The organism is Streptomyces sp. NPDC044003 (genome assembly GCF_056435185.1).
In genome coordinates this window covers 503,456-525,080 of record NZ_JBWKFA010000006.1, presented here as the reverse complement: position 1 = coordinate 525,080, position 21,625 = coordinate 503,456, and the positions used below count along the sequence as shown (strand labels likewise).

At 72.7% G+C, this 21,625-nt stretch carries 21 protein-coding genes; 5 read left to right on the top strand and 16 right to left on the bottom strand.

The features are described 5' to 3' along the window. Window positions 1-22: 22 nt before the first annotated feature. The gene (locus AC07AW_RS25910; RefSeq protein WP_392160293.1) at window positions 23-2,545 is read right to left on the bottom strand and encodes an ATP-dependent Clp protease ATP-binding subunit; all 2,523 of its coding nucleotides are present in this window, start codon (window positions 2,543-2,545) and stop codon (window positions 23-25) included. A gap of 460 nt (window positions 2,546-3,005) precedes the next feature. Here AC07AW_RS25910 and AC07AW_RS25905 point away from each other — a divergent pair, with 460 nt between their 5' ends. Next, window positions 3,006-3,593: an SCO3374 family protein gene (locus tag AC07AW_RS25905; protein ID WP_478817826.1), complete on the top strand. Its 588-nt coding sequence runs from the start codon at window positions 3,006-3,008 to the stop codon at window positions 3,591-3,593. Here the strand turns inward: AC07AW_RS25905 and AC07AW_RS25900 are convergent. The 11 genes from AC07AW_RS25900 to AC07AW_RS25850 all read right to left on the bottom strand — a co-directional run bounded on the left by AC07AW_RS25900 (window position 3,572) and on the right by AC07AW_RS25850 (window position 13,103). Then, on the bottom strand, window positions 3,572-3,907 hold the full coding sequence (locus tag AC07AW_RS25900; protein ID WP_365224095.1) for a histone-like nucleoid-structuring protein Lsr2: 336 nt from the start codon (window positions 3,905-3,907) through the stop codon (window positions 3,572-3,574). The genes AC07AW_RS25905 and AC07AW_RS25900 overlap by 22 nt on opposite strands. Before the next feature lie 154 nt (window positions 3,908-4,061). Continuing rightward, window positions 4,062-4,577: an amino-acid N-acetyltransferase gene (locus tag AC07AW_RS25895; protein ID WP_478817825.1), complete on the bottom strand. Its 516-nt coding sequence runs from the start codon at window positions 4,575-4,577 to the stop codon at window positions 4,062-4,064. Window positions 4,578-4,592: 15 nt separating this feature from the next. Then, entirely contained in the window at window positions 4,593-5,012 is a 420-nt protein-coding gene (locus AC07AW_RS25890) for a BlaI/MecI/CopY family transcriptional regulator (protein ID WP_478817824.1), read from the bottom strand. 115 nt (window positions 5,013-5,127) lie between these two features. Beyond that, a complete protein-coding gene (locus tag AC07AW_RS25885) occupies window positions 5,128-5,298 on the bottom strand; it encodes a hypothetical protein (RefSeq protein WP_478817823.1) in 171 nt (56 codons plus the stop codon). A 14-nt stretch (window positions 5,299-5,312) separates the two neighbouring features. Continuing rightward, window positions 5,313-5,885: a hypothetical protein gene (locus AC07AW_RS25880; protein WP_478817865.1), complete on the bottom strand. Its 573-nt coding sequence runs from the start codon at window positions 5,883-5,885 to the stop codon at window positions 5,313-5,315. A 253-nt stretch (window positions 5,886-6,138) separates the two neighbouring features. Further along, window positions 6,139-7,467, bottom strand: coding sequence for a hypothetical protein (locus tag AC07AW_RS25875; RefSeq protein ID WP_478817822.1), 1,329 nt, complete (start codon window positions 7,465-7,467; stop codon window positions 6,139-6,141). Window positions 7,468-7,538: 71 nt separating this feature from the next. Continuing rightward, window positions 7,539-8,345 (bottom strand): type III pantothenate kinase, encoded by an 807-nt coding sequence (locus AC07AW_RS25870; protein ID WP_392160302.1) that lies wholly within the window; start codon window positions 8,343-8,345, stop codon window positions 7,539-7,541. Further along, a complete protein-coding gene (gene nadC, locus AC07AW_RS25865) occupies window positions 8,345-9,364 on the bottom strand; it encodes a carboxylating nicotinate-nucleotide diphosphorylase (RefSeq protein ID WP_478817821.1) in 1,020 nt (339 codons plus the stop codon). Before nadC ends, AC07AW_RS25870 begins: the two co-directional genes overlap by 1 nt. Continuing rightward, complete coding sequence (locus AC07AW_RS25860; RefSeq protein WP_478817820.1) at window positions 9,365-11,059, bottom strand: L-aspartate oxidase; 1,695 nt, start codon at window positions 11,057-11,059, stop codon at window positions 9,365-9,367. Further along, entirely contained in the window at window positions 11,056-12,126 is a 1,071-nt protein-coding gene (gene panC, locus AC07AW_RS25855) for a pantoate--beta-alanine ligase (protein ID WP_478817819.1), read from the bottom strand. The genes AC07AW_RS25860 and panC overlap by 4 nt, the downstream gene beginning before the upstream one ends. Further along, the gene (locus AC07AW_RS25850; protein ID WP_478817818.1) at window positions 12,123-13,103 is read right to left on the bottom strand and encodes a Rossmann-like and DUF2520 domain-containing protein; all 981 of its coding nucleotides are present in this window, start codon (window positions 13,101-13,103) and stop codon (window positions 12,123-12,125) included. Before AC07AW_RS25850 ends, panC begins: the two co-directional genes overlap by 4 nt. A gap of 126 nt (window positions 13,104-13,229) precedes the next feature. Here AC07AW_RS25850 and AC07AW_RS25845 point away from each other — a divergent pair, with 126 nt between their 5' ends. Further along, window positions 13,230-14,402 carry a threonine aldolase family protein gene (locus AC07AW_RS25845; protein ID WP_478817817.1) on the top strand — a complete coding sequence of 391 codons (1,173 nt, stop codon included), beginning with the start codon at window positions 13,230-13,232 and terminating at the stop codon, window positions 14,400-14,402. A gap of 117 nt (window positions 14,403-14,519) precedes the next feature. Here the strand turns inward: AC07AW_RS25845 and AC07AW_RS25840 are convergent, their stop codons facing one another. Then, window positions 14,520-14,726: a hypothetical protein gene (locus tag AC07AW_RS25840; protein ID WP_478817816.1), complete on the bottom strand. Its 207-nt coding sequence runs from the start codon at window positions 14,724-14,726 to the stop codon at window positions 14,520-14,522. A 132-nt stretch (window positions 14,727-14,858) separates the two neighbouring features. On the opposite strand from AC07AW_RS25840, the gene AC07AW_RS25835 reads away from it, so the two are divergent. Next, entirely contained in the window at window positions 14,859-15,947 is a 1,089-nt protein-coding gene (locus AC07AW_RS25835) for a DUF5937 family protein (RefSeq protein WP_478817815.1), read from the top strand. Between the two features lie 10 nt (window positions 15,948-15,957). Here the strand turns inward: AC07AW_RS25835 and AC07AW_RS25830 are convergent, their stop codons facing one another. Both AC07AW_RS25830 and AC07AW_RS25825 read right to left on the bottom strand, forming a co-directional pair. Next, window positions 15,958-16,632, bottom strand: coding sequence for a response regulator transcription factor (locus AC07AW_RS25830; protein WP_478817814.1), 675 nt, complete (start codon window positions 16,630-16,632; stop codon window positions 15,958-15,960). A gap of 22 nt (window positions 16,633-16,654) precedes the next feature. Continuing rightward, window positions 16,655-17,857 carry a sensor histidine kinase gene (locus AC07AW_RS25825; protein WP_478817813.1) on the bottom strand — a complete coding sequence of 401 codons (1,203 nt, stop codon included), beginning with the start codon at window positions 17,855-17,857 and terminating at the stop codon, window positions 16,655-16,657. A gap of 97 nt (window positions 17,858-17,954) precedes the next feature. Between AC07AW_RS25825 and AC07AW_RS25820 the strand changes: the two genes are divergently transcribed. Both AC07AW_RS25820 and AC07AW_RS25815 read left to right on the top strand, forming a co-directional pair. Then, on the top strand, window positions 17,955-18,935 hold the full coding sequence (locus AC07AW_RS25820; RefSeq protein ID WP_478817812.1) for an SAM-dependent methyltransferase: 981 nt from the start codon (window positions 17,955-17,957) through the stop codon (window positions 18,933-18,935). Window positions 18,936-19,326: 391 nt separating this feature from the next. Continuing rightward, window positions 19,327-20,469, top strand: coding sequence for an NADH-quinone oxidoreductase subunit D (locus tag AC07AW_RS25815; RefSeq protein ID WP_478817811.1), 1,143 nt, complete (start codon window positions 19,327-19,329; stop codon window positions 20,467-20,469). Window positions 20,470-20,490: 21 nt separating this feature from the next. Here AC07AW_RS25815 and AC07AW_RS25810 read toward each other — a convergent pair whose 3' ends face one another. Continuing rightward, complete coding sequence (locus AC07AW_RS25810) at window positions 20,491-21,507, bottom strand: hypothetical protein (RefSeq protein WP_478817810.1); 1,017 nt, start codon at window positions 21,505-21,507, stop codon at window positions 20,491-20,493. Window positions 21,508-21,625 lie beyond the last annotated feature (118 nt).

Here is a 21,625-nt window from a genome sequence, read left to right as displayed (position 1 = left end):
CGCTACAGGCTCAGCGCCTGCGTCACGCGTCCTTCGACAGGTTCGGGCCCGTGCCGCCCGTCGCCTCGATCGGCGGGGCGTCCGGCAGGGCCGTCTTCTCCTCGCCGCGGAAGGTGAACTTGCGCTCCTCGCCCTCGCCCTCCGTGTCCACGACCACGATGTGACCGGGGCGCAGCTCGCCGAAGAGGATCTTCTCCGAGAGCGTGTCCTCGATCTCGCGCTGGATCGTCCGGCGCAGCGGCCGGGCACCCATCACCGGGTCGTAACCCTTCTTGGCGAGCAGCTCCTTCGCGGACTGGGAGAGCTCGATGCCCATGTCCCGGTCCTTGAGGCGCTCGTCGACGCGGCTGATCATCAGGTCGACGATCTGGAGGATGTCCTCCTGCGTCAGCTGCGGGAAGACGATGATGTCGTCCACACGGTTGAGGAACTCCGGGCGGAAGTGCTGCTTCAGCTCGTCGCTGACCTTCGCCTTCATCCGCTCGTAGTTGGACTTCGTGTCGCCCTGGGCGGCGAAGCCCAGGTTGAAGCCCTTCGAGATGTCCCTGGTCCCGAGGTTGGTGGTCATGATGATGACCGTGTTCTTGAAGTCCACGACCCGGCCCTGGGAGTCGGTCAGGCGACCGTCCTCCAGGATCTGGAGAAGGGAATTGAAGATATCGGGGTGGGCCTTCTCGACCTCGTCGAAGAGGACGACGGAGAACGGCTTGCGGCGCACCTTCTCGGTGAGCTGGCCGCCCTCTTCGTAGCCGACGTATCCGGGCGGCGAACCGAAGAGGCGGGAAACCGTGTGCTTCTCGCTGAACTCCGACATGTCGAGGGAGATCATCGCGTCCTCGTCGCCGAAGAGGAATTCGGCGAGCGCCTTCGAAAGCTCGGTCTTACCGACACCGGACGGGCCGGCGAAGATGAACGAGCCACCGGGGCGCTTCGGGTCCTTCAGACCCGCACGGGTACGGCGGATGGCCCGCGAGAGGCCGATGACGGCGTCCTTCTGGCCGATGACGCGCTTGTGGAGCTCGTCCTCCATGCGGAGCAGACGCGAGGACTCCTCCTCGGTCAGCTTGAAGACCGGGATGCCGGTGGCGGTCGCGAGGACCTCGGCGATGAGCTCGCCGTCGACCTCGGCGACGACGTCCATGTCGCCGGCCTTCCACTCCTTCTCGCGCTTGGTCTTCGCGGCGAGGAGCTGCTTCTCCTTGTCGCGCAGGGACGCGGCCTTCTCGAAGTCCTGCGAGTCGATCGCGGACTCCTTGTCGCGGCGGACGCCGGCGATCTTCTCGTCGAACTCGCGGAGGTCCGGCGGCGCGGTCATCCGGCGGATGCGCATCCGGGAGCCGGCCTCGTCGATCAGGTCGATCGCCTTGTCCGGGAGGAAGCGGTCCGAGATGTACCGGTCGGCCAGGGTCGCGGCCTGGACGAGGGCCTCGTCGGTGATGGAGACCCGGTGGTGGGCCTCGTACCGGTCACGCAGACCCTTGAGGATCTCGATGGTGTGCGGCAGCGACGGCTCGGCGACCTGGATGGGCTGGAAGCGGCGCTCCAGGGCCGCGTCCTTCTCCAGGTACTTGCGGTACTCGTCGAGCGTGGTGGCGCCGATGGTCTGGAGCTCACCGCGGGCCAGCATCGGCTTGAGGATGCTGGCGGCGTCGATCGCGCCCTCGGCGGCGCCCGCACCCACGAGGGTGTGGAGCTCGTCGATGAACAGGATGATGTCGCCGCGGGTGCGGATCTCCTTGAGGACCTTCTTCAGGCGCTCCTCGAAGTCACCGCGGTAGCGGGAGCCGGCGACCAGCGCGCCGAGGTCCAGGGTGTAGAGGTGCTTGTCCTTGAGGGTCTCGGGCACCTCGCCCTTGACGATGGCCTGCGCCAGGCCCTCGACGACGGCGGTCTTGCCGACGCCGGGCTCGCCGATGAGGACCGGGTTGTTCTTGGTGCGGCGGGACAGCACCTGCATGACCCGCTCGATCTCCTTCTCGCGCCCGATGACCGGGTCGAGCTTGGATTCGCGGGCCGCCTGGGTGAGGTTCCGGCCGAACTGGTCGAGGACCAGGGACGTCGAGGGGGTGCCCTCGGCAGGACCGCCGGCCGTGGCGGCTTCCTTGCCCTGGTAGCCGGAGAGCAGCTGGATGACCTGCTGCCGCACCCGGTTGAGGTCGGCGCCCAGCTTCACGAGGACCTGGGCGGCGACGCCCTCGCCCTCGCGGATCAGGCCGAGCAGGATGTGCTCGGTGCCGATGTAGTTGTGGCCGAGCTGGAGGGCCTCCCGGAGCGACAGCTCCAGGACCTTCTTGGCACGAGGGGTGAAGGGGATGTGCCCGGACGGGGCCTGCTGGCCCTGGCCGATGATCTCCTCCACCTGCTGGCGGACCGCCTCGAGCGAAATCCCGAGGCTCTCCAGGGCCTTAGCGGCGACACCCTCACCCTCGTGGATAAGGCCCAGAAGGATGTGCTCGGTGCCGATGTAGTTGTGGTTGAGCATCCGGGCTTCTTCCTGAGCCAGGACGACAACCCGCCGCGCGCGGTCGGTGAACCTCTCGAACATCGTTAATCGCTCCTCAGAGCGGTCAGTCAGTTAGGGGTCGATCCCCTCCCTGTCCTTCCGCAGCTTAGTCCCGCAAGCGGGGACCGCTCATTCCAACTGCCGACATCCGTCCGGATCACCCCCTCTTCAGCGGGGAGACTGCTGCCGAACAGCCGACAAATGCTCCAACCCGATGGTGCGAGACGATGTTCCCGCAGGCCAAGTAGTTACCCGCGCCATCAGTACGCCGATGGCGAACGTGAGACGCCGAAGCCCGCGAGTCGCCCCTCTCCACTAGGAATGTCTTACCCGTAAGCACTGACACTCCATGCGGCGCACCCCGGTTCCCTCCGCTACCAGCGAACACCCTTGCGCTGCCGAATGCACGCTTACGCCCCATCCCGGACACCTTGCGCGTTCACCGGGGGACGGTGTGTCACCGCGGGCGTAACCAATGGGCCCCCGCGGGAGTTCCCCGGACATGGCTTTCACCGTCCCGCTCCCCCGCACGCCGTCCGACGGCGGGATCGCGCGGTGGTACGAGGACGAGCTCGGCTGGGCCGCGGTGGTGGGCCCGCCGGCGGAGCTGGTCACGGGGCTGCGCTTCGACGTCCTGGAACTGCCCGCCGCGGCCGGCCGGGGTGTGCTGCGCCGGATGGGCGCGACGACGGGGCCGGTGGCCCTGATGGGGCGCCGGATGGGGCTGCTCGTGGCCGCGGGGAGCGCGGAGGAGCTACCGGGACTGCTCGACTGGCTGGAGTGGGGCGGGATCTCTCTGGATCTCGCGATCCGCGGTGCCGGCGGCCGGACGACCGCACCCCTTCCCCCGGGGTGGAGCGGTTCCGGCGCGCCGGGCGCCACGGTGTGGCTGCGGGCGCCCGCACCGGGTCGCGAGGTCGAGTCCTCGCTGCCGGCGCTGCGGTCCGCACCCTGGGGCGTTGCGGACGCCCCCTGCCTGGTGCGTCTCGTGGCCGCCGCCGCGGCGGAGTGCCACCGGGTGCGGCTGCTGAGTGCCCGTACCCGTGGGGCGGCTCAGCAGCTGTCGCCTCAGCGGTTCGCGTCCTCGTAGGCGGCCTTGATGTCGGCGGGGACACGGCCGCGGTCGTTGACGTTCATGCCGTTCTCCTTGGCCCACGCGCGGATCTTCGCGGTGTCCTGGCTGCCCGTCGCCACGGCGCGGCCCTTGCCGCGTCCGCCGGTGGTGCGGCCGCCGGTGCGACGGCCACCAGCGGTGTACGGCTCGAGCAGGCCACGGAGCTTTTCCGCGTTGGCGGTGGTGAGGTCGATCTCGTAGGTCTTGCCGTCCAGCGCGAACGTCACGGTCTCGTCCGCCTCGACGCCGTCGAGGTCGTCGACAAGAAGGACCTGAACCTTCTGTGCCACCGGATTTCCTTTCATCGAAAATGCAGTACGCGGAAAGGAAACCGCTTTTCCCGGAAAAACACAAACCCCTGGGAGAGGTTCAGAACCCCGGCAACGCGGGAAACGTGCGCGATTCGGACATAGGGTTCCGTGAGAGGATCGCCGGGCTTCCCTGTCACAGGTGCAGAAGCATCCGACTGTTGCCCAAGGTGTTCGGCTTCACTCGTTCGAGACCGAGGAACTCGGCGACTCCCTCGTCATAGGAACGCAGGAGCTCGCTGTAGACATCTCCGTCGACCGGGGTCTCGCCGATCTCGACGAAGCCGTGCTTCGCGAAGAAGTCGACTTCGAAGGTCAGGCAGAATACCCGCCGCACCCCGAGCCATCGGGCGGTGTGCAACAACTTGTCCAGCACCTGATGTCCGACGCCGGCCCCCTTGAAGTCGGGATCGACGGCGAGAGTGCGGACTTCGGCGAGGTCTTCCCACATGACGTGGAGTGCGCCGCAGCCGACGACGACGGCGTCCTCGTCGCGTTCCGCGACCCAGAACTCCTGGATGGACTCGTAAAGCGTCACGGTCGCCTTGTCGAGCAGGATGCCGCGCTGCACGAAAGGATCGACGAGACGGCGGACCGCGGGCACATCGCTGGTGCGGGCCCTGCGTACGGTGACGGCTTTGGGGGTCGACATGGGGGGACGCTATCGCTACGGGCGGGGCGTCCCCTCGTCACCCTCGGCCTCCCGCGGGGCGGCGGGAAGGGGGTTGTCGCGCTGGACGATCCGGATCGCGTCGTTCAGCGACTCCCGCTGTTCCGGCGACATCATGCCGAAGAAGGCGACGAGTGCGGCGGCGGGGTTGTCGCTCTGCGCCCAGGCCTCGTTCATCAGCGCGGCAGAGTAGGCGGCGCGGGTGGAGACCGCCGTATATCGATAGGCGCGGCCTTCGACCTCCCGGCGGACCCAGCCCTTCTGATGGAGATTGTCCATGACGGTCATGACGGTGGTGTAGGCGATGGACCGTTCCTGCTGAAGGTCCTCCAGGACTTCCCGGACGGTGACCGCTCGGTTCCATTGCCAGACGCGCGTCATGACGGCGTCTTCGAGTTCTCCCAAGGGGCGGGGCACAATGCCACACTAGTGGGAGAAACGCCAATAAACGTCTATTGCCGCCCATGAAGGACGAAAAGGGTGCACGACCGGAAGCGGTCGCACACCCTTGGCGCTGCTGTACGGGGCGGGATCAGTCGCCGTCCGCCTGACGGGCGGCCTCGGCGCGGGCGAGGGCGGCGTCCACGACCGCGTCCTCCTTGGCCTTGTTCGGGCCGCCCTGGCTCTTGACGATCACGGTGACGAGGGCGATGAAGAACGCGGCCATCACCACGGGAGGCAGGAGCGCGGATACGTAGTCCATGCCGTCCAGAGTAGCTATCCGGCGACCCGCTCCTCGGGCGGGGGCGGCGGAACGGGCCGCCGGCGTGGCGGGAAGACCTCGGAGGGCTTGGGCACCGGGCGCTCGACGGGGGCGGGCGGCTTCGGCTTGGGCTCGTCGGCCGCCGCGCGCCCGCCGGGCAGGGCGAGCAGCCGGGCCCGGGGGGCGGAGGGCGCGGTCGAGACGGTGGCCTGGGAGACCCGGGCCAGGCGCGCGCGTACGGAGCGCTCGGCGAGGACCTGGCAGCGGGCGAGGAGCTCGGCGGCGGCCTGGTTGCGGCGCAGCGCGCGCAGGGCGGCGAGGTCGTCGGCGCCGGGGTCGTAGCCGGCGGCCAGCGCGTCCCGGAGCAGCTCCAGATAGCCGCCGAGGGACCCGGGCAGCGCCTCGCGGTACCGGGCCAGGTCGTCGAGGAGGAAGGTACGCAGCCGGCCGGCCTCGCGTACCGCCTCGTCCACGGATTCGGCCAGGCGCAGGCAGTCCTGGACGTCCTCGTCCTGAAGGGGGGCAGGGTGGAGGGCGATGGCAAGGGCGCGACGGAGCACACGCAGCTCGTCCGCGCTGAACGCCATGCCGCCGCGGGATCCGTATGGCGTGGGCATGGGGCGACGATACGCGCTAATCGGACAATTTTCTCTTAGCGATCATCCTCGGCGCGGCGTGGATCCCCCGCGCCGATCATGCCCACGGCCCCTGTCGTCGCAGTTCAGGCCGACCGGGCCCACCCCCGCCTCCTCCGCCGCCACCGGAGGCCGAGCCGGAGGAGCCGGACGCTCCCGGGGTGCCGGACGAGCCCGAGGAGCCCGAGCCGCCGGAGGTGCCGGACTAGCCCGACGTGCCGCCGGTGGAGGCGTCGGCGGTGATGTCCGTCTTGATCGGCGCGGTGTCGTTCTCCGGGTTGGGGTCGACCACCCCCACGGTGGGAAAGACGGTGACGGTGCCCTCGGCGCCGTCGACCTTCCGGTCGATGTGGGCCCGCAGGAAGCCCCAGTCCGCCGCGGCGCAGATGATCTCCTGGCCGCGGAGACCGCAGGGCGACCCCTCCGAGGCGAAGGAGCCCGGTTCCGCCTCCACCAGCGAGATGCCCTCCGGAAGCTTCAGCCTCACCTGCCCGCCGTAGCCGAGGCGGACGTCGACGTCCACGGTCTGGCCGACCTTGCCGCGGATCGTGAAGCCGTCGGCAGCCCGGTCCGGGACGGTGCGCTTCACCCCGAAGGCGAGGGAGCCCGTCCCGGTGAGGGTGGACAGCTCGACCGGCTTCAGACCGAGCGGCCGACCGTCGCCCTTCCTGAAGGAACGGTCGTTCCGGTAGTCCGTCCCCTCCGGGTGGAAGGTGTCGGTGCTCCCGACCGAGTAGGAGTAGGAGGCGCCGCCGGCCTCCGAGTTTGCCGCCAGGGAGGCCCGGAGCGGCCCGTCCGTCTCGAACGCCTGCCCCGGCTTGAGACCGCCGGGAAACTCGCAGAACGCGTCCTTGTCGTCCGACGCGTAGGAGCAGTTGCTGTAGCGGACGCCGTCGAGCCAGGCCCCGGAGACGGACAGGTGGAGGACGGTGTCGCCCCCGAGCGCCAGGGGGCCCGTGTTGCCGAAGGCCGGGAAGATCGGCGGTGCGCTTCCGCCCTCGGCCTCCGGGATGACGTACGGCTCGTGGGCACCCAGCCGGATCCCGGCCTCACCGATGAGGATCTTCGTGGACGCCGTGGCGGCCGTCGCGTCGGTACTGGTGGCCTTCATCCGGATCGTGCCGGCCTCGCCGAGCGCGGCACCCTTCACCGGGGTCAGGCGGAAGGCGAGATGCGGCTCCCTGCCCATGACCGTGTCCGCCGGGCAGGTGACGACGTAGTCCTTCCGCGTGCACCGGTATGCCGGCTGCGAAAGGGTGACCTTGCCCTTGAGGGAGGAGGCGTCGTAGACCACCGAGACGTTGTCGGCCTGTGCGGAACGGGCATCCCCGGTGGTCGCCTCGACGGCGACGAGGAACTTCCCCCGGCCGTAGTCCTCCGGGTGCGCCGGCGAGACGAACTGGGACGCGCTCGCCCGCAGGGTCAGCCTCACCTCGTCCGCGTCGTCCGCCACGTTCGCCGGTCCGGACGACGCCAGGGCGAGGAGCGCCGTCGCCGTCACGGCAGCGGACGCCAGAGCCGCTGTGCGTCTCATCGGTGAACCTCGTCTCCGTCGCGGAAGGCGTACGGAACGGAGACTTCCGAGACGGGCCGAGGGTTGCGCTCCTACATGCGCGCGACGTTCCGCTCGTACACCAGCCGCAGGCCGATCAGGGTCAGCCACGGCTCGTGCTCGTCGATCTCCTTCGAGTCGGCGAGGACCATCGGAGCCAGGCCGCCGGTCGCGATGACCGTGACGTCGGAGGGGTCGCCCTTCGGGCCGACGAGTTCCCGCTTCATCCGGGCCACCACGCCGTCGACCTGGCCCGCGTACCCGAAGACGATGCCCGACTGCATGGCCTCGACCGTGTTCTTGCCGATCACGCTGCGCGGGCGGGCCAGCTCGATCTTGCGGAGCATGGCGCCCTTGACGCCCAGGGCCTCCACCGAGATCTCGATGCCCGGCGCGATCGCCCCGCCCGCGTACTCGCCGCGCGCGGTGATCGCGTCGTACGTCGTCGCCGTGCCGAAGTCCACGACGATCGCCGGACCGCCGTACAGCTCGACCGCCGCGACCGCGTTGATGATGCGGTCGGCGCCGACCTCCTTGGGGTTGTCCGTCAGGATCGGCACCCCCGTCTTGACGCCCGGCTCCACGAGGACCGCCGGCACGTCCCCGTAGTACCGGCGGGTCACCTCGCGCAGCTCGTGCAGCACCGAGGGGACCGTCGCGCAGATGGCGATCCCCTCGATGCCGTCGCTCAGCTCGACGCCGAGCAGCGGGTGCATGCCCATGAGGCCCTGGAGCAGGACCGCCATCTCGTCGGCGGTACGGCTCGGGTCCGTGGAGATCCGCCAGTGCTCGATGATCTCCTCGCCGTCGAAGAGACCGAGCACCGTGTGCGTGTTGCCGACGTCGATGGTGAGCAGCATCAGGAGCGCACCTCGCGCAGGTCGAGGCCGATGTCGAGGATCGGGGAGGAGTGGGTGAGGCCGCCGACCGCCAGGTAGTCGACGCCGGTCGACGCGTACGCCGCCGCGTTCTCCAGGGTCAGCCGGCCCGAGGACTCCAGGACGGCGCGGCCCGCGACCAGGGCGACGGCCTCCTCGGTCTCGATCGGGGTGAAGTTGTCGAGCAGGATCAGGTCGGCGCCCGCGTCCAGGACCTCGCGGACCTGGTGCATCGTGTCGACCTCGACCTCGATCGGCACCTCCGGGAACAGCTCGCGGACGGCCTTGAACGCCTGGGCGACGCCGCCGGCCGCCACCACGTGGTTGTCCTTCACCAGGGCGGCGTCGGAGAGCGACATGCGGTGGTTGACGCCGCCGCCGCAGCGGACCGCGTACTTTTCCAGGGCGCGCAGGCCCGGCGTCGTCTTGCGGGTGTCGCGGACCCTGGCCTTCGTGCCCGCCAGAGCGTCCGCCCACGCGCGCGTGGCGGTGGCGATGCCGGAGAGGCGGCACAGGATGTTGAGCGCGCTGCGCTCGCCGGTGAGCAGGTCGCGGGTGCGGGCGGTGACGCTGAGCAGCACCTGCCCGGCCTCGACGCGCTCGCCGTCCTCGACGTGCCGCTCGACCTCGAACTCGTCCGTGCAGACGATCGACAGGACGGCCTCGGCGACCCGCAGACCGGCCACGACACCGGCCTCGCGGGCGGTGAAGTCGGCCGTGGCGACGGCGTCCTCGGGGACGGTCGCCACGGTCGTGACGTCCACTCCGCCGTCGAGGTCCTCGGCGATCGCGAGGTGGGCGATGTCCTCGACCTGGACGGGGTCGAGACCGGCGTCGGCGAGCAGCTGCGCGAGGGCGGGGTCGAGCCCGCACTCGAACTCCTCGCCGTCGCCGCAGCCGCAGCCGTCGCCGCAGCCGCCGGCCTCCTCGGAGGAGACCGTGTTGATCTGGATGAGAGGGACGTCCACGGGCTCGGGACGGGCTTCCTCGGGCGTGCTCACTTACGGCTCCCTGGGGGCGTCGAGGGTGGGGGGAAAGTCAAAGGTGTCGGTGGTGCGGAGGTCGAGGCTCCGCTCCGGGGTCAGCTGGACGACGAGGTGCCTGCGCCAGTCCGCGTCGTCCCGTTCGGGGTGGTCCTCGCGCCAGTGGCAGCCGCGGGTCTCCTCGCGGCGGCGGGCCGCGGCGACCAGGACCCGGGCGACGCACAGCAGGTTCGTGGTCTCCCAGGAGTCCACGCCCGGCTCGCCCGCCTTGCTGTCGTCGTCGCCTCCCGCCACGGCGTCGCTGTGCAGCGCTTCGAGGGCCTGGGCGGCCTCCCGCAGGGTGGCCTCCGAGCGGAGCACGCCCGCGCCGGCCGTCATGATCCGCTGGATACGGGTCCGGGCGCCGGACACCGGCAGCGGCAGGGTCACCGGGGCCGGGTGCGGCACCGGGGCGCCCGGCACGCGCGGGGCGGCGGCCGTGATCTCCTCGGCGATCCGCTCGGCGAAGACCAGGCCCTCCAGGAGCGAGTTCGAGGCGAGCCGGTTGGCGCCGTGGACGCCCGTGCAGGCGACCTCCCCGCACGCGTACAGGCCCGGCACGGTGGTCCGGCCGCGCAGGTCCGTGCGGACGCCGCCGGAGGCGTAGTGGGCGGCGGGGGCGACCGGGATCGGCTCCGTCACCGGGTCGATGCCGTGGGCGCGGCAGGCCGCCAGGATCGTCGGGAAGCGCTCCGCCCACATCTCGGCGCCGAAGTGGCGGGCGTCGAGGTACATGTGCTCGGTGCCCTGCTCCAGCATCCGGCGGGTGATCGCCTTGGCGACGATGTCCCGGGGCGCGAGCTCGGCCAGCTCGTGCTGCCCGAGCATGAAGCGGACCCCGTCGGCGTCGACGAGATGGGCGCCCTCGCCGCGCACCGCCTCGGAGACCAGCGGCTGCTGGCCCTCGGAGCCGGCCCCGAGGAAGAGCACCGTGGGGTGGAACTGGACGAACTCCAGGTCGGAGACCTCGGCCCCGGCACGCAGCGCGAGCGCGACGCCGTCGCCGGTGGAGACACCCGGGTTGGTGGTGGCCGAGAAGACCTGGCCCATGCCCCCGGTGGCGAGGACCACCGCGGGCGCGTGGACGGCGCCGACGCCGTCGTGCTGCCCCTCGCCCATGACGTGCAGGGTCACGCCCGCCGTGCGGCCCTCGGCGTCCGTCAGGAGGTCCAGGACGAGGGCGTGCTCGATGAAGCGCACGCCCCGGTCCCGTATCGCCTCGACCAGGGCGCGGGAGATCTCGGCGCCGGTCGCGTCCCCGCCCGCGTGGGCGATCCGGCGGCGGTGGTGGCCGCCCTCCCGGGTCAGCGCGATCTCGCCGTCGGAGGTCTTGTCGAAGTCGGCGCCGGTCGAGATCAGCCGGCGGACGGCGTCCGGGCCCTCCGTGACCAGGGCCCGCACGGCCCGCTCGTCGCACAGCCCGGCACCGGCGACGAGGGTGTCGTCGAGGTGCTGCTCGGGGGTGTCGCCCTCGCCGAGCGCGGCCGCGATGCCGCCCTGGGCCCAGCGGGTGGAGCCGTCGTCGAGCCGCGCCTTGGTGACGACGACCGTACGGAGCCCGGCGGCGGTGCACCTCAGGGCGGCGGTGAGGCCCGCGACCCCGGAGCCGACCACGACGACGTCGGCGTCGATGGCCCAGCCCGGCGCGGGCGCGTGCAGCCGTATTCCGGTCACTTGGCGGCTCCGAAGGTCAGGGGGATGTTGTCGATGAGCCGCGTGCTCCCCACGCGCGCGGCGACGGCGAGGACCGCCTCCCCGTCGTGGTCGTCGGCGACGTCGGTGAAGTCGGCCGGGTCCACGAGGGCCAGGTAGTCCAGAGTGAGCGGCGGCTCGGACTTGGCCGCCTCGTCCAGGACGGAGCGGGCCGCGGCCCGTACGGCATCGGCGCAGCCGCCCTCGGCGGCCTGCGCGACCGCGTGGGCGTCGGCGGCGGCCCGGGCCTCGCCGATCCGCGACAGCGCCTCGGCACGGTTCTCGGCCCGGCCCTGGGCGCCGGGCAGCGAGGCGGCACGCGCGCGCAGCGCCTCCTGCGCGGCGAGCCGCTCGCGGGCCGCGAACAGCGCGCGGGACAGCGACAGGGCCGTCCGCCGCTCCCCTGCCGACAGGTAGCGGTTGCGGCTGGACAGGGCCAGGCCGTCGGTCTCGCGGACGGTCTCCACGCCGACGATCTCGACGGGGAAGTTCAGATCGCGGACCATGCGGCGGATCAGGGCCAGCTGCTGGGCGTCCTTCTGGCCGAAGAAGGCCAGGTCGGGCGCGGTGAGGTGGAGCAGCTTGGCGACGACCGTCAGCATGCCGTCGAAGTGGCCGGGCCGGGAGGCGCCTTCGAGCCGCTCGCCCATGGGCCCGGCGGTGATCCGGACCTGGGGCTCTCCGCCCGGGTAGACCTCGTCGACGGAGGGCGCGAAGACGGCGCTCGCGCCCGCCTCGAAGGCCAGCTCCAGGTCGGCGTCGAGGGTGCGCGGGTAGCGGTCGAGGTCCTCGCCCGCACCGAACTGCAGCGGGTTGACGAAGACGGTGACGACGACGAAGCCCTTGGCACCCACGCGCTCGCGTGCGGCCCGGATCAGCGTGGCGTGGCCCTCGTGGAGGGCGCCCATGGTCATGACGACGGCGTTGCGACCGGGGGCACCGAAGTGGGCGACGGCGTCCTCGAGGTCCTCGGCCGTACGGAAGAGCTCGGCCGGCTGGTGGCGGACGGTCCGGCCGTCCTTGGCGCGGTCACGGGCGAACGGGCTCATCGGTCGTCTCCTTGCGGCCCGTCGGTGGGGTCGGCGGGGCGGGCGTCTCCGCTCACCGGCTCGGCGAGCACGCCCAGCAGGTCCTCGGCCAGCTCGGGCTTGAGCAGACCGTGCGCGAGCGCCCGGTCGGCGGTCGTGCGGGCCATCGCCAGATAGCCGGCGACGGTGCCGGGCGCGTGCTTGCGCAGCTCGGCGACGTGGGCGGCGACCGTACCGGCGTCACCGCGCGCGACGGGACCGGTGAGGGCCGCGTCCCCGGACCGCAGGGCGTTGTCCAGGGCGGCGCCCAGGAGCGGGCCCAGCATGCGGTCGGGGGCGGCGACACCGGCCTTGTGGAGCAGCTCCATGGACTGGGCCACCAGGGTGACCAGGTGGTTCGCGCCGAGGGCCAGGGCCGCGTGGTACAGCGGCCGGGCCTCCTCGGCGATCCACTCGGGCTCACCGCCCATCTCGATCACCAGCGCCTCGGCGGCGAGCCGCAGCTCCTCGGGCGCGGTCACCCCGAAGGAGCAGCCGGCGAGCCGCTGGACGTCGACGGCGGTGCCCGTGAAGGTCATGGCGGGGTGCAGGGCGAGCGGCAGGGCGCCGGCCCGGCGGGCGGGGTCGAGCACCCGCGCCCCGTACCGCCCGGAGGTGTGCACGAGCAGCTGTCCCGGCCGTACGGCTCCGGTGTCGGCGAGGCCCTCGACCAGGCCCGGCAGCGCGTCGTCCGGCACGGTCAGGAGGACCAGGTCGGCGAGGGCCAGGACACGGGCGGGCTCGACGACGGGGACGTCGGGCAGGAGCTCGGCGGCGCGCCGCCGGGAGGCGTCGGAGACCGCCGAGACGGCGACGGGGCGGTGCCCGGCGAGCCGGAGCGAGGCGGCGAGGGCGGGGCCGACCCGGCCCGCGCCGACGACTCCGACGCTGAGCCGGGCGGGTCGGTCCTCGGCCCGGGGTTCGGGGCCCCGGGGCTCTGGCGCTGCTGGTGCGTTCACGGTGGGGACGGCCTTCCGTTCCAGTCCTCGGCGGGTACCGGACGATTTCTGGTCATGCTACGCCAGCGTTTCGCGGCGCTCCGTGGCCTGTCCACAGGGTGTGGGCGGTGGTGTGATGATCGGCCCATGAAACCTGTGACTCCTGCGGAGACTCCTGTGGACGAGGAAGCGGCCCGGCTCCACCGGGCGAAGGTGTGGGGCGGCGCCGAGCGCCGTCTGTGGGACACCTCGGTCGACGGCACCGTCGGCTCGCGGCTGCGCGAACTGGCCGCCTGGGCGGCGGCCGCGGGCCACGAGGAGGCCCCGCTCGACACGTACGGCAACGGGCTCGTGGAGGAGCTGGAGCGACGCGTCGCCGAGGAGCTCGGCCTCCCCGCCGCCGTCTTCTTCCCGACCGGCACCATGGCCCAGCAGGTGGCGCTGCGCTGCTGGGCGGGGCGCACCGGCAGCCCCGTCGTCGCCCTCCACCCGCTCGCCCACCCCGAGGTCCACGAGAACGGGGCGTTCGGGGCCGTCTCCGGGCTCCGTACGGTCCACCCGACCGACGCGCCCCGGCTGCCGACCGCCGAGGAGGTACGGGACCACCCGGAGCCCTTCGGGACGCTGATGCTGGAGCTGCCGCTGCGGGACGCCGGCTTCGTGCTGCCGTCCTGGGAGGAGCTGACCGAGGTCGTGGAGGCGGCCCGGGAACGGGACGCGGTGGTCCACTTCGACGGGGCCCGGCTGTGGGAGACCACGACGCACTTCGGCCGCGGGCTCGCGGAGATCGCGGGGCTCGCCGACAGCGTGTACGTCTCCTTCTACAAGTCCCTCGGCGGCATGTCCGGGGCCGTGCTCGCCGGCCCCGACGACGTCATGGAGGAGGCCAGGATCTGGCGGCACCGGTACGGCGGGATGCTCTTCCAGCAGTACCCGGCGGCGCTCTCCGCGCTCCGGGGCCTGGACGTCGAGCTGCCCCGGCTGCCCTCGTACGTGGCGCACGCGCGCGTGGTGGCCGACGCGATCCGGGAGGCGTTCGCGGAGGCCGGCGTCGGCTGGTCCCGGGTCCACCCCGAGACCCCGCACACCCATCAGTTCCAGGTCTGGCTGCCGTACGCCCCGGACGTCCTGACGGCGGCGGCCCTCGCCCAGACCGAGGACACCGGCACCGCCTTCTTCCGCCGCTGGTTCGCCCCGGGCGCGGGCGGCCCGCCGGGGGTGGCGGCCACCGAGCTGACGGTCACGGCGCCCGGCCTGGAGTGGACGGCGGAGGACGTGAAGAAGGCGGTACGGGACTTCCTGGCGCGCGTGGAGGGCTGACGCACGGGGATCCGGGCCGGGCCGGCAGCCGGGCGTCAGGTCCGCCGCGGGCGCAGGGCGGCAGTCGGCCGGGGGGGGCAGGAACGCCGCCCGCGCAGGGCGGCAGTCGCCCGGGCGTCAGGTCCGCCGCGCGCGCAGGGCCGCACGGAGTCGGCGGAGCGGTCCGCCGCCGGCCCTGCGGCCCGCCGTCGCCCGCTCCAAGCGGCGGCGGTCGCGGACGGCCCGGAACACGGCGACGTCCTGGGTGCCGGGCGCCGGCGGCATCGGTTCGCCGAGTTGGGCGGCGCGGTAGGTGTCGAAGAGGTACTGGTGCAGCGCGTTCATGGCGTCACCGTGCGCCGCGCCGCCGCGGCGAGGCCCCCGGATTGACGACCCCCGTCAATCCGGGGCCCGCCGATTGACGACCCCCGTCAAACGGGACGACAACTCCCCCGCCCCACCCCGCACCATGGACGGGTGAGCGTGACCATCGACATCACCGGACTGCCGCACGAGCGGATCACCTTCTGCCCCTCGCCGCTGGCCGAGCTGGGCGCCGCCCTGCACGCCCTCGCCGAGCCCACGCACCACCCCCGGCTGCACGCCTGGACCACCACGACGACCGCGGCCCTGAAGCCGGAGCTCGCGGACCGGCTCCACGAGGCCGACTTCATGTGGAACTCCACCCGCTCGGACATCCTGCTGCCGGCGCACCCCCGGGAGACCCTCGCGGAGGAGCTGGACGACCTCGACCGCATGGACGACGAGAAGTTCGTCGGCTCCGCCCTGGAGATCTCCTGCAACAGCCACTACACGGACGGCGCCCCCTCCCCCCTCGTCGACGAGCGGATGCGCCGCCGCGCCCAGGACCTGGCGGCCGCGCGCGGCCCGCGCCAGGCCGCGTTCGTGGAACGGATGCTGACCGACCCGCCCGGCACGCGCGCGTGGATCCGGCGGCTCATGGAGGACTGCGACGAGGCCTTCTTCGCGGACACCTGGGGCCGCGTCCGGATCCAGCTCGCCGCCGACGCCCGCCACAAGACGGAGCTGATGCGCCACAAGGGGCTGGCCGAGGCCGTCGCCGACGCCTCCGCCGCGATGAGCCTGGAGGAGGACGAGAAGGGCTCCCGGATCGTCGTCGACAAGCTGATCCAGGGCCGGACCAGCGCCGAGGGCTCCGCCCTGACGCTCCTGCCGACGGCCTTCGGCTGGCCGCACCTCTTCGCCCTGTACACCCCCGGCTGGCAGCCCGTCATCCAGTACCCGATCCCCGCCCGCGACCTCGGCGGCGCGGCCTCCGTCGAGGCGGTCAAGCTGCGCCTGGAGGCCGTCGCCCATCCCATGCGGATGCGGCTCTGCCGCAGCCTGGCGCGCGGCGCCAGCACGACGAGCGAGCTGGCCGACGCGTACAACATCACGGCCCCCGAGGTCTCCCGCCACCTCGCGGTCCTGAAGAAGGCCGGGCTGATCGTCACCCAGCGCCGCGGCCGGTACGTGCTCCACCAGCTCGACGTGGCCGTCGTCGCCCGGCTCGGCAGCGACTTCCTGGAGTCGGTGCTCCGCTAGGACCGGAGCTCTACAGCGCGCCGCCGCCCGCCCGGACCAGGCCCGTCTCGTACGCCAGGACCACGACCTGGACCCGGTCGCGCAGACCCAGCTTGGTCAGGATGCGGCCCACGTGCGTCTTCACCGTCGCCTCGGAGAGGACGAGCCGGGCGGCGATCTCGCCGTTCGACAGGCCCTGCGCGACCAGCATCATCACCTCGCGCTCCCGGTCCGTCAGCCGCCCCAGCCCCTTGTGCTCGGGGTCCTTGCCCGAGGACGGCAGCATCGGCGAGAAGCGGTCCAGGAGCCGGCGCGTGGTCGACGGCGCCACCACCGCGTCGCCGCTGTGCACCGAGCGGATCGCGCCGAGCAGCTCCGCCGGCGGCACGTCCTTCAGCATGAAGCCGCTCGCACCCGCCTTGAGACCCGAGAACGCGTACTCGTCGAGGTCGAACGTCGTCAGGATCAGCACCTTCGGCGCGTCCGGCTCCGAGCAGATCCGCCGGGTCGTCTCCACCCCGTCCAGCTTCGGCATGCGCACGTCCATCAGGACGACGTCGACCGGTGTGGAACGCAGCACCTCCAGGGCCTCGACCCCGTCGCCCGCCTCCGCCACGACCTCCATGTCCGGCTGGGCGGCGAGCACCATGCGGAAACCGGTCCGCAGCAGCACCTGGTCGTCGACGAGCATCACGCGGATGGACATCAGGTCAGTTCCTTAGGGGTCGTCAGTGAGCGGGCTTGAGAGGGAGCAGGGCGCTGATCCGGAAACCGCCGCCTGGACGCGGCCCCGCGTCCAGGGTGCCGCCCACCATGCCGACCCGCTCCCGCATGCCGATCAGACCGTGGCCCCGCCCGTCGGCGCCCCCGTCCTCGTACATCTCCTGCGGAGCGCCCCGGCCGTCGTCCTCGACGAGCAGCCCGAGACCGTCGTCGAAGTAGACGAGCCGCACGCTGGCGCCGACGTCCGGCCCGCCGTGCTTGCGCGTGTTGGTGAGGGCCTCCTGCACGATCCGGTACGCGGTGAGCTCGACGCCGCTGGGCAGCGGGCGGGGGCTCCCCTCGATCGCGAAGTCGACGGTGAGGCCGGCGCCCCGCACCTGCTCCACCAGGTCCTCGATCTGCTGGACGTCGGGCTGCGGCACGTACTCCCCGGCCTCCTGGTGCTCGCCGGTGCGCAGGATCCCCAGGAGTCTGCGCATCTCGGCGAGCGCCTGCCGGCCCGTGGTGGAGATCGTCTCCAGGGCCTGCCTGGCGGTCTCCGGGGAGGAGTCCATGACATAGGCGGCGCCGTCGGCCTGGACCACCATCACCGACACGTTGTGCGCGACGACGTCGTGCAGCTCGCGGGCGATCCGGGCGCGTTCGGCGGCGACCGCGACCTTGGCCTGGGCCTCGCGCTCCTGCTCCAGGCGGGAGGCCCGCTCCTCCAGCTGCGCGAAATAGGCGCGGCGGGTGCGGAGCGAGTCGCCCAGGACCCAGGCGAGGGCGAACGGCACGGTCATGATGATCGTGAAGAAGACCTGGGCGGCTCCGGAGCTCTGGGCCTCCAGGGGCCATCTGAGCTGGGAGAGCGTGGAGGCGCTCAGTCCGCCGATGAGCGCGAGCCGGGACGCCCAGCGGGGGCCGTCGTGCGCCGCGACCGTGAAGATGATCACGAGCATGGCGAAGTCGGCCATGAACGGCATCAGGCCGAGGGCGAGCTGGGTCAGCCCCAGCCCGACCGCGAGCAGCAGCATCTTCTCCGGCGCCCGTCGCCGCAGGGCCACGACCAGGGAGAGGAGCAGGGCGACGAGGACGTACCCGAGGGCGCTGCCGCTCGCCGCGCCCGCCGACACCACCCACAGCAGGGAGAACCCGAGGAGGACGACGGCCCAGAAGGTGTCGACGCCCGTCGGGTGTCTGCGGATGAAGTCGTAGAGGCTCTGCACGTCACCCAGAGTAGGGAAGACCGATAGGTGCAGGGATCAACCGTGGGGTCGATCCTTGGCGCGGGACCCGTACTCCCCGAGGTGGAGACTGGGGCACGTGACGGATGAGACGTGTCAGTGGCAGGGGTGGCGGGAGGCCACGGAGCGGGCGCTGTACGGCCCCGGGGGCTTCTATCTGCGCCCCGAGGGCCCGGCGGGGCACTTCCGCACCTCGGTACACGCCTCCCCGCTCTTCGCGGGGGCCGTGGCCCGGCTGCTCGGCGAGGTCGCGGAGGAGCTGGGGACGGGCGAGGTCGACCTGGTGGACGTGGGCGCGGGCCGCGGTGAGCTCCTGACGGCGGTGCTCGCGGCCGTCGGGTCCTCGCTCTCGGTACGGGCGTACGCGGTCGAGCGCGCGGCCCGCCCGGACGGGCTCGACCCACGGGTGGAGTGGACGGACCGGGTGCCGGAGGGCGCGCGGGGGCTGCTCTTCGCGAACGAGTGGCTCGACAACGTGCCGGTGGACGTCGCCGAGGCGGACGCGGCGGGCACGGTCCGGTACGTGGAGGTCGCCCCGGACGGCACCGAACGGCTCGGCGCCCCCGTCTCCGGGCCGGACGCCGACTGGCTGGCCCGCTGGTGGCCGCTGCGGGAACCGGGCACGCGGGCCGAGATCGGGCGGCCCCGCGACGAGGCCTGGGCGGCCGCGGTCGGCTGCCTCGCGGCGGGGCGCGCGGTGGCCGTGGACTACGCGCACGTACGGGCCTCCCGGCCGCCCTTCGGTTCCCTGACCGGCTTCCGCGCGGGCCGCGAGGTCCCGCCGGTCCCGGACGGAAGCTGCGACGTGACGTCCCATGTGGCGCTCGACGCGGTCGGCGGTCTCCCGGCGGGCCTCCCCGCGGCCGAGCTGGTCACGCAGCGGGAGGCCTTGCGGCGGCTCGGGGTGTCCGGGGAGCGGCCGCCGCTCGGGCTCGCCTCTACGGATCCGGCCGGGTATGTCCGGGCGCTTGCCTCGGCGGGCGAGGCGGCGGAGCTCACCGCGCGGGGCGGTCTCGGCGACTTCCTGTGGCTGACCCAACGAGTCCCGCCCACGGACTGACCGGCCCACCCCCGGTGCGGGCCGCGCCCGCCACCCACCCCCCGTGTGGCCGCGCGCCTGCGGGGCGGTGCCCTTCGCCCACCCCCGTGTGGGCAATCGTCCCGCAGGGCGGGACGGGTGGGCACACGGGACGGCGCCCCTCGGCGGCGCCTCCGCCTTCCGCGCCTGGACCCGCACCCCAAGCGGCGGCGCACAACGCGGTGCGGGTCAGGGCACTGAAGCCTCGGGCGCCGGCAGGGCGCGGGTCCGTTGTGCCCACCCGTTCCGCCCCAGCGGAACGATTGCCCACAACGGGGTGGGGGTGGGCACCGCCCTGGCGGAAGGCATTGCCCACAACGGGGGTGGGTACCGCCCCGGCGGAACGTCTGCCACAACGGGGGATACTGGCCGCATGACGGAGACGACGGTCGGAATCGGTGGCGCGGCGGAGAGCACCGACATGGTGCTGAACATCGGCCCGCAGCACCCCTCGACCCACGGCGTGCTCCGGCTCCGGCTCGTGCTCGACGGCGAGGTCGTCCGGCACGCCGAGCCGGTGATCGGCTACATGCACCGGGGCGCCGAGAAGCTCTTCGAGGCGCGGGACTACCGGCAGATCATCATGCTGGCCAACCGCCACGACTGGCTGTCCGCCTTCTCGAACGAGCTCGGCGTCGTCATGGCCGTCGAGCGGATGCTCGGCATGGAGGTCCCGGAGCGGGCCGTGTGGACGCGGACGCTCCTCGCCGAGCTGAACCGGGTCCTCAATCACCTGATGTTCCTCGGCTCGTACCCGCTGGAACTGGGCGGGATCACGCCCGTCTTCCACGCCTTCCGGGAGCGCGAGGAGCTCCAGGCGGTGATGGAGGAGGTCTCCGGCGGCCGGATGCACTACATGTTCAACCGGGTCGGCGGCCTCAAGGAGGACCTGCCCGCCGGCTGGCTCGGGCGGGCGCGGCAGGCCGTCGCGGACGTGCGGTCGCGGATGGACGTGTACGACCGGCTGGTCCTCGGCAACGAGATCTTCCGGGGCCGTACGCGCGGGGTCGGCGTCCTGAGCCCGGAGACCGTCCACGCGTACGGGGTGTCGGGGCCCATCGCCCGCGCCTCGGGTGTCGACTTCGACCTGCGCCGCGACGAGCCGTACCTCGCGTACGGGGAGCTCCAGGACACGTTGAAGGTCGCCTTGCGGCAGGAGGGCGACTGTCTCGCCCGGTTCGAGTGCCTGCTCGACCAGACGCACAACTCCCTGGACCTGGCGGACGCCTGCCTGGACCGGATGGCCGAGCTGCCGCCGGGGCCGATCAACCAGCGGCTGCCGAAGGTGCTCAAGGCGCCGGAGGGGCACACGTACGCCTGGACCGAGAACCCGCTCGGCGTCAACGGCTACTACCTGGTGTCCAAGGGCGAGAAGACCCCGTACCGGCTGAAGCTGCGCTCGGCGTCGTTCAACAACATCCAGGCGCTGGTGGAACTGCTGCCGGGGACGCTGGTCGCCGACATGGTGGCGATCCTGGGCTCGCTGTTCTTCGTCGTCGGCGACATCGACAAGTAGCCCACACGGGCGCGGGCGACGTCAGGAGCTGACCGCGCCCCGGAGTTCCGCCACGTCCAGCTGTTCCGTCTCGTCGTGGGCCGTCAGGTCGATGACCTGGCCGATCGCCCGGCGCGCCACCGGGGTGAGCAGGGGTGCCGCGGAGGCCAGGACCTCCTCGCCCACGACGTCGGCGAGGTCGGAGTTCTGCACGGCCTCGATGACCGCCGCCTCCTTCTGCGTACCGAAGAAGTCGAAGCCGCCCTCGGGCCGCGGGACGGGCCTGCGCGCCGCGTACGGCACGATCGCGGACGCGACCGGCACCGCCGGCAGCGCGGTGGAGGCGGGCGGGAGCGCGGGAGCGGTGGCGGCCGTACGGGTGTGCTGCTCGGTTCCGGCGGCCGCCGCGTGCTTCCCCTGCGGCTCCTCCGTCTCCCTGGCGCGCTCGGCGAGGTCGCGGGCGCGGGCCGCCTCGGCCGTACGGCGGGCCTGCTGGGCCGCGGCGTTGCGCGGGAGGTCGCGCAGCGCCCGGGCGGCGCGGCGGTAGGCCTCCGGGGTGGGCGTGGAGCCGGCGGCCGGCAGCGCCTTCGCGTCGCCGGCGGCGCTCGTCTCCAGGGCGAGGACGCGGCGGCCCTCCAGGGCGCTGGCCCGCTCGGTCTCCGCGGTGGCGTACCGGCGGAGCAGGTCGGCGTGCTCGCCGCGCAGCCCGGCCAGCTCCACGCGCTTGGCGCGGAGTTTGGCGTCGAGCCGGGCGCGGAGCGCGCGGGACTCCTCCAGGTCGGACTCCAGCTCGGCGGTCCGCTCCTCGGCCTTCCACTGGTCGGCGGTGCGCGCCCGGTCGAGCTCGGCGACCTTCAGACCGGCGCTCCGGTCCCAACTGCGCATGAGGACGGCACCGGTGACGGCGGCGGCCGCCGCCGCGGCCGCGAGCAGCCGCGCGATCACCGGGTCGCCGGGCAGCCAGGCGGCCGCGGCGCACACGACCGCGGCGCCGGCGACCGCGGAGGGCGGCAGCAGCTTGTGCAGAGGCGGGGAATGGCGGTGGCGTCCACGTGGCATGGCCTGAAATTTACCGTGCGTAGGCGCCATGTGGGGCGTCGGCCCGGCAATCTCTTGGCCACTTCTCGCCATCAGAAGTGGATATCGATGGTTCCGGTTCCGTTTCGGGCCGACTCCC

Excerpts from the sequence above, each read along its gene's own strand:
- AC07AW_RS25830 (WP_478817814.1), bottom strand. The coding sequence starts at position 16,632 with ATGTCCATCCGCGTGATGCTCGTCGACGACCAGGTGCTGCTGCGGACC.
- AC07AW_RS25870 (WP_392160302.1), bottom strand. The coding sequence starts at position 8,345 with ATGCTGCTCACCATCGACGTCGGCAACACGCACACGGTGCTCGGTCTC.
- AC07AW_RS25875 (WP_478817822.1), bottom strand. The coding sequence starts at position 7,467 with ATGAGACGCACAGCGGCTCTGGCGTCCGCTGCCGTGACGGCGACGGCG.
- AC07AW_RS25840 (WP_478817816.1), bottom strand. The coding sequence starts at position 14,726 with ATGAACGCGCTGCACCAGTACCTCTTCGACACCTACCGCGCCGCCCAA.
- AC07AW_RS25810 (WP_478817810.1), bottom strand. The coding sequence starts at position 21,507 with ATGCCACGTGGACGCCACCGCCATTCCCCGCCTCTGCACAAGCTGCTG.
- AC07AW_RS25845 (WP_478817817.1), top strand. The coding sequence starts at position 13,230 with ATGAAACCTGTGACTCCTGCGGAGACTCCTGTGGACGAGGAAGCGGCC.
- AC07AW_RS25905 (WP_478817826.1), top strand. The coding sequence starts at position 3,006 with ATGGCTTTCACCGTCCCGCTCCCCCGCACGCCGTCCGACGGCGGGATC.
- AC07AW_RS25895 (WP_478817825.1), bottom strand. The coding sequence starts at position 4,577 with ATGTCGACCCCCAAAGCCGTCACCGTACGCAGGGCCCGCACCAGCGAT.
- AC07AW_RS25815 (WP_478817811.1), top strand. The coding sequence starts at position 19,327 with ATGACGGAGACGACGGTCGGAATCGGTGGCGCGGCGGAGAGCACCGAC.
- AC07AW_RS25880 (WP_478817865.1), bottom strand. The coding sequence starts at position 5,885 with ATGGCGTTCAGCGCGGACGAGCTGCGTGTGCTCCGTCGCGCCCTTGCC.
- AC07AW_RS25910 (WP_392160293.1), bottom strand. The coding sequence starts at position 2,545 with ATGTTCGAGAGGTTCACCGACCGCGCGCGGCGGGTTGTCGTCCTGGCT.
- AC07AW_RS25885 (WP_478817823.1), bottom strand. The coding sequence starts at position 5,298 with ATGGACTACGTATCCGCGCTCCTGCCTCCCGTGGTGATGGCCGCGTTC.
- panC (WP_478817819.1), bottom strand. The coding sequence starts at position 12,126 with ATGAGCCCGTTCGCCCGTGACCGCGCCAAGGACGGCCGGACCGTCCGC.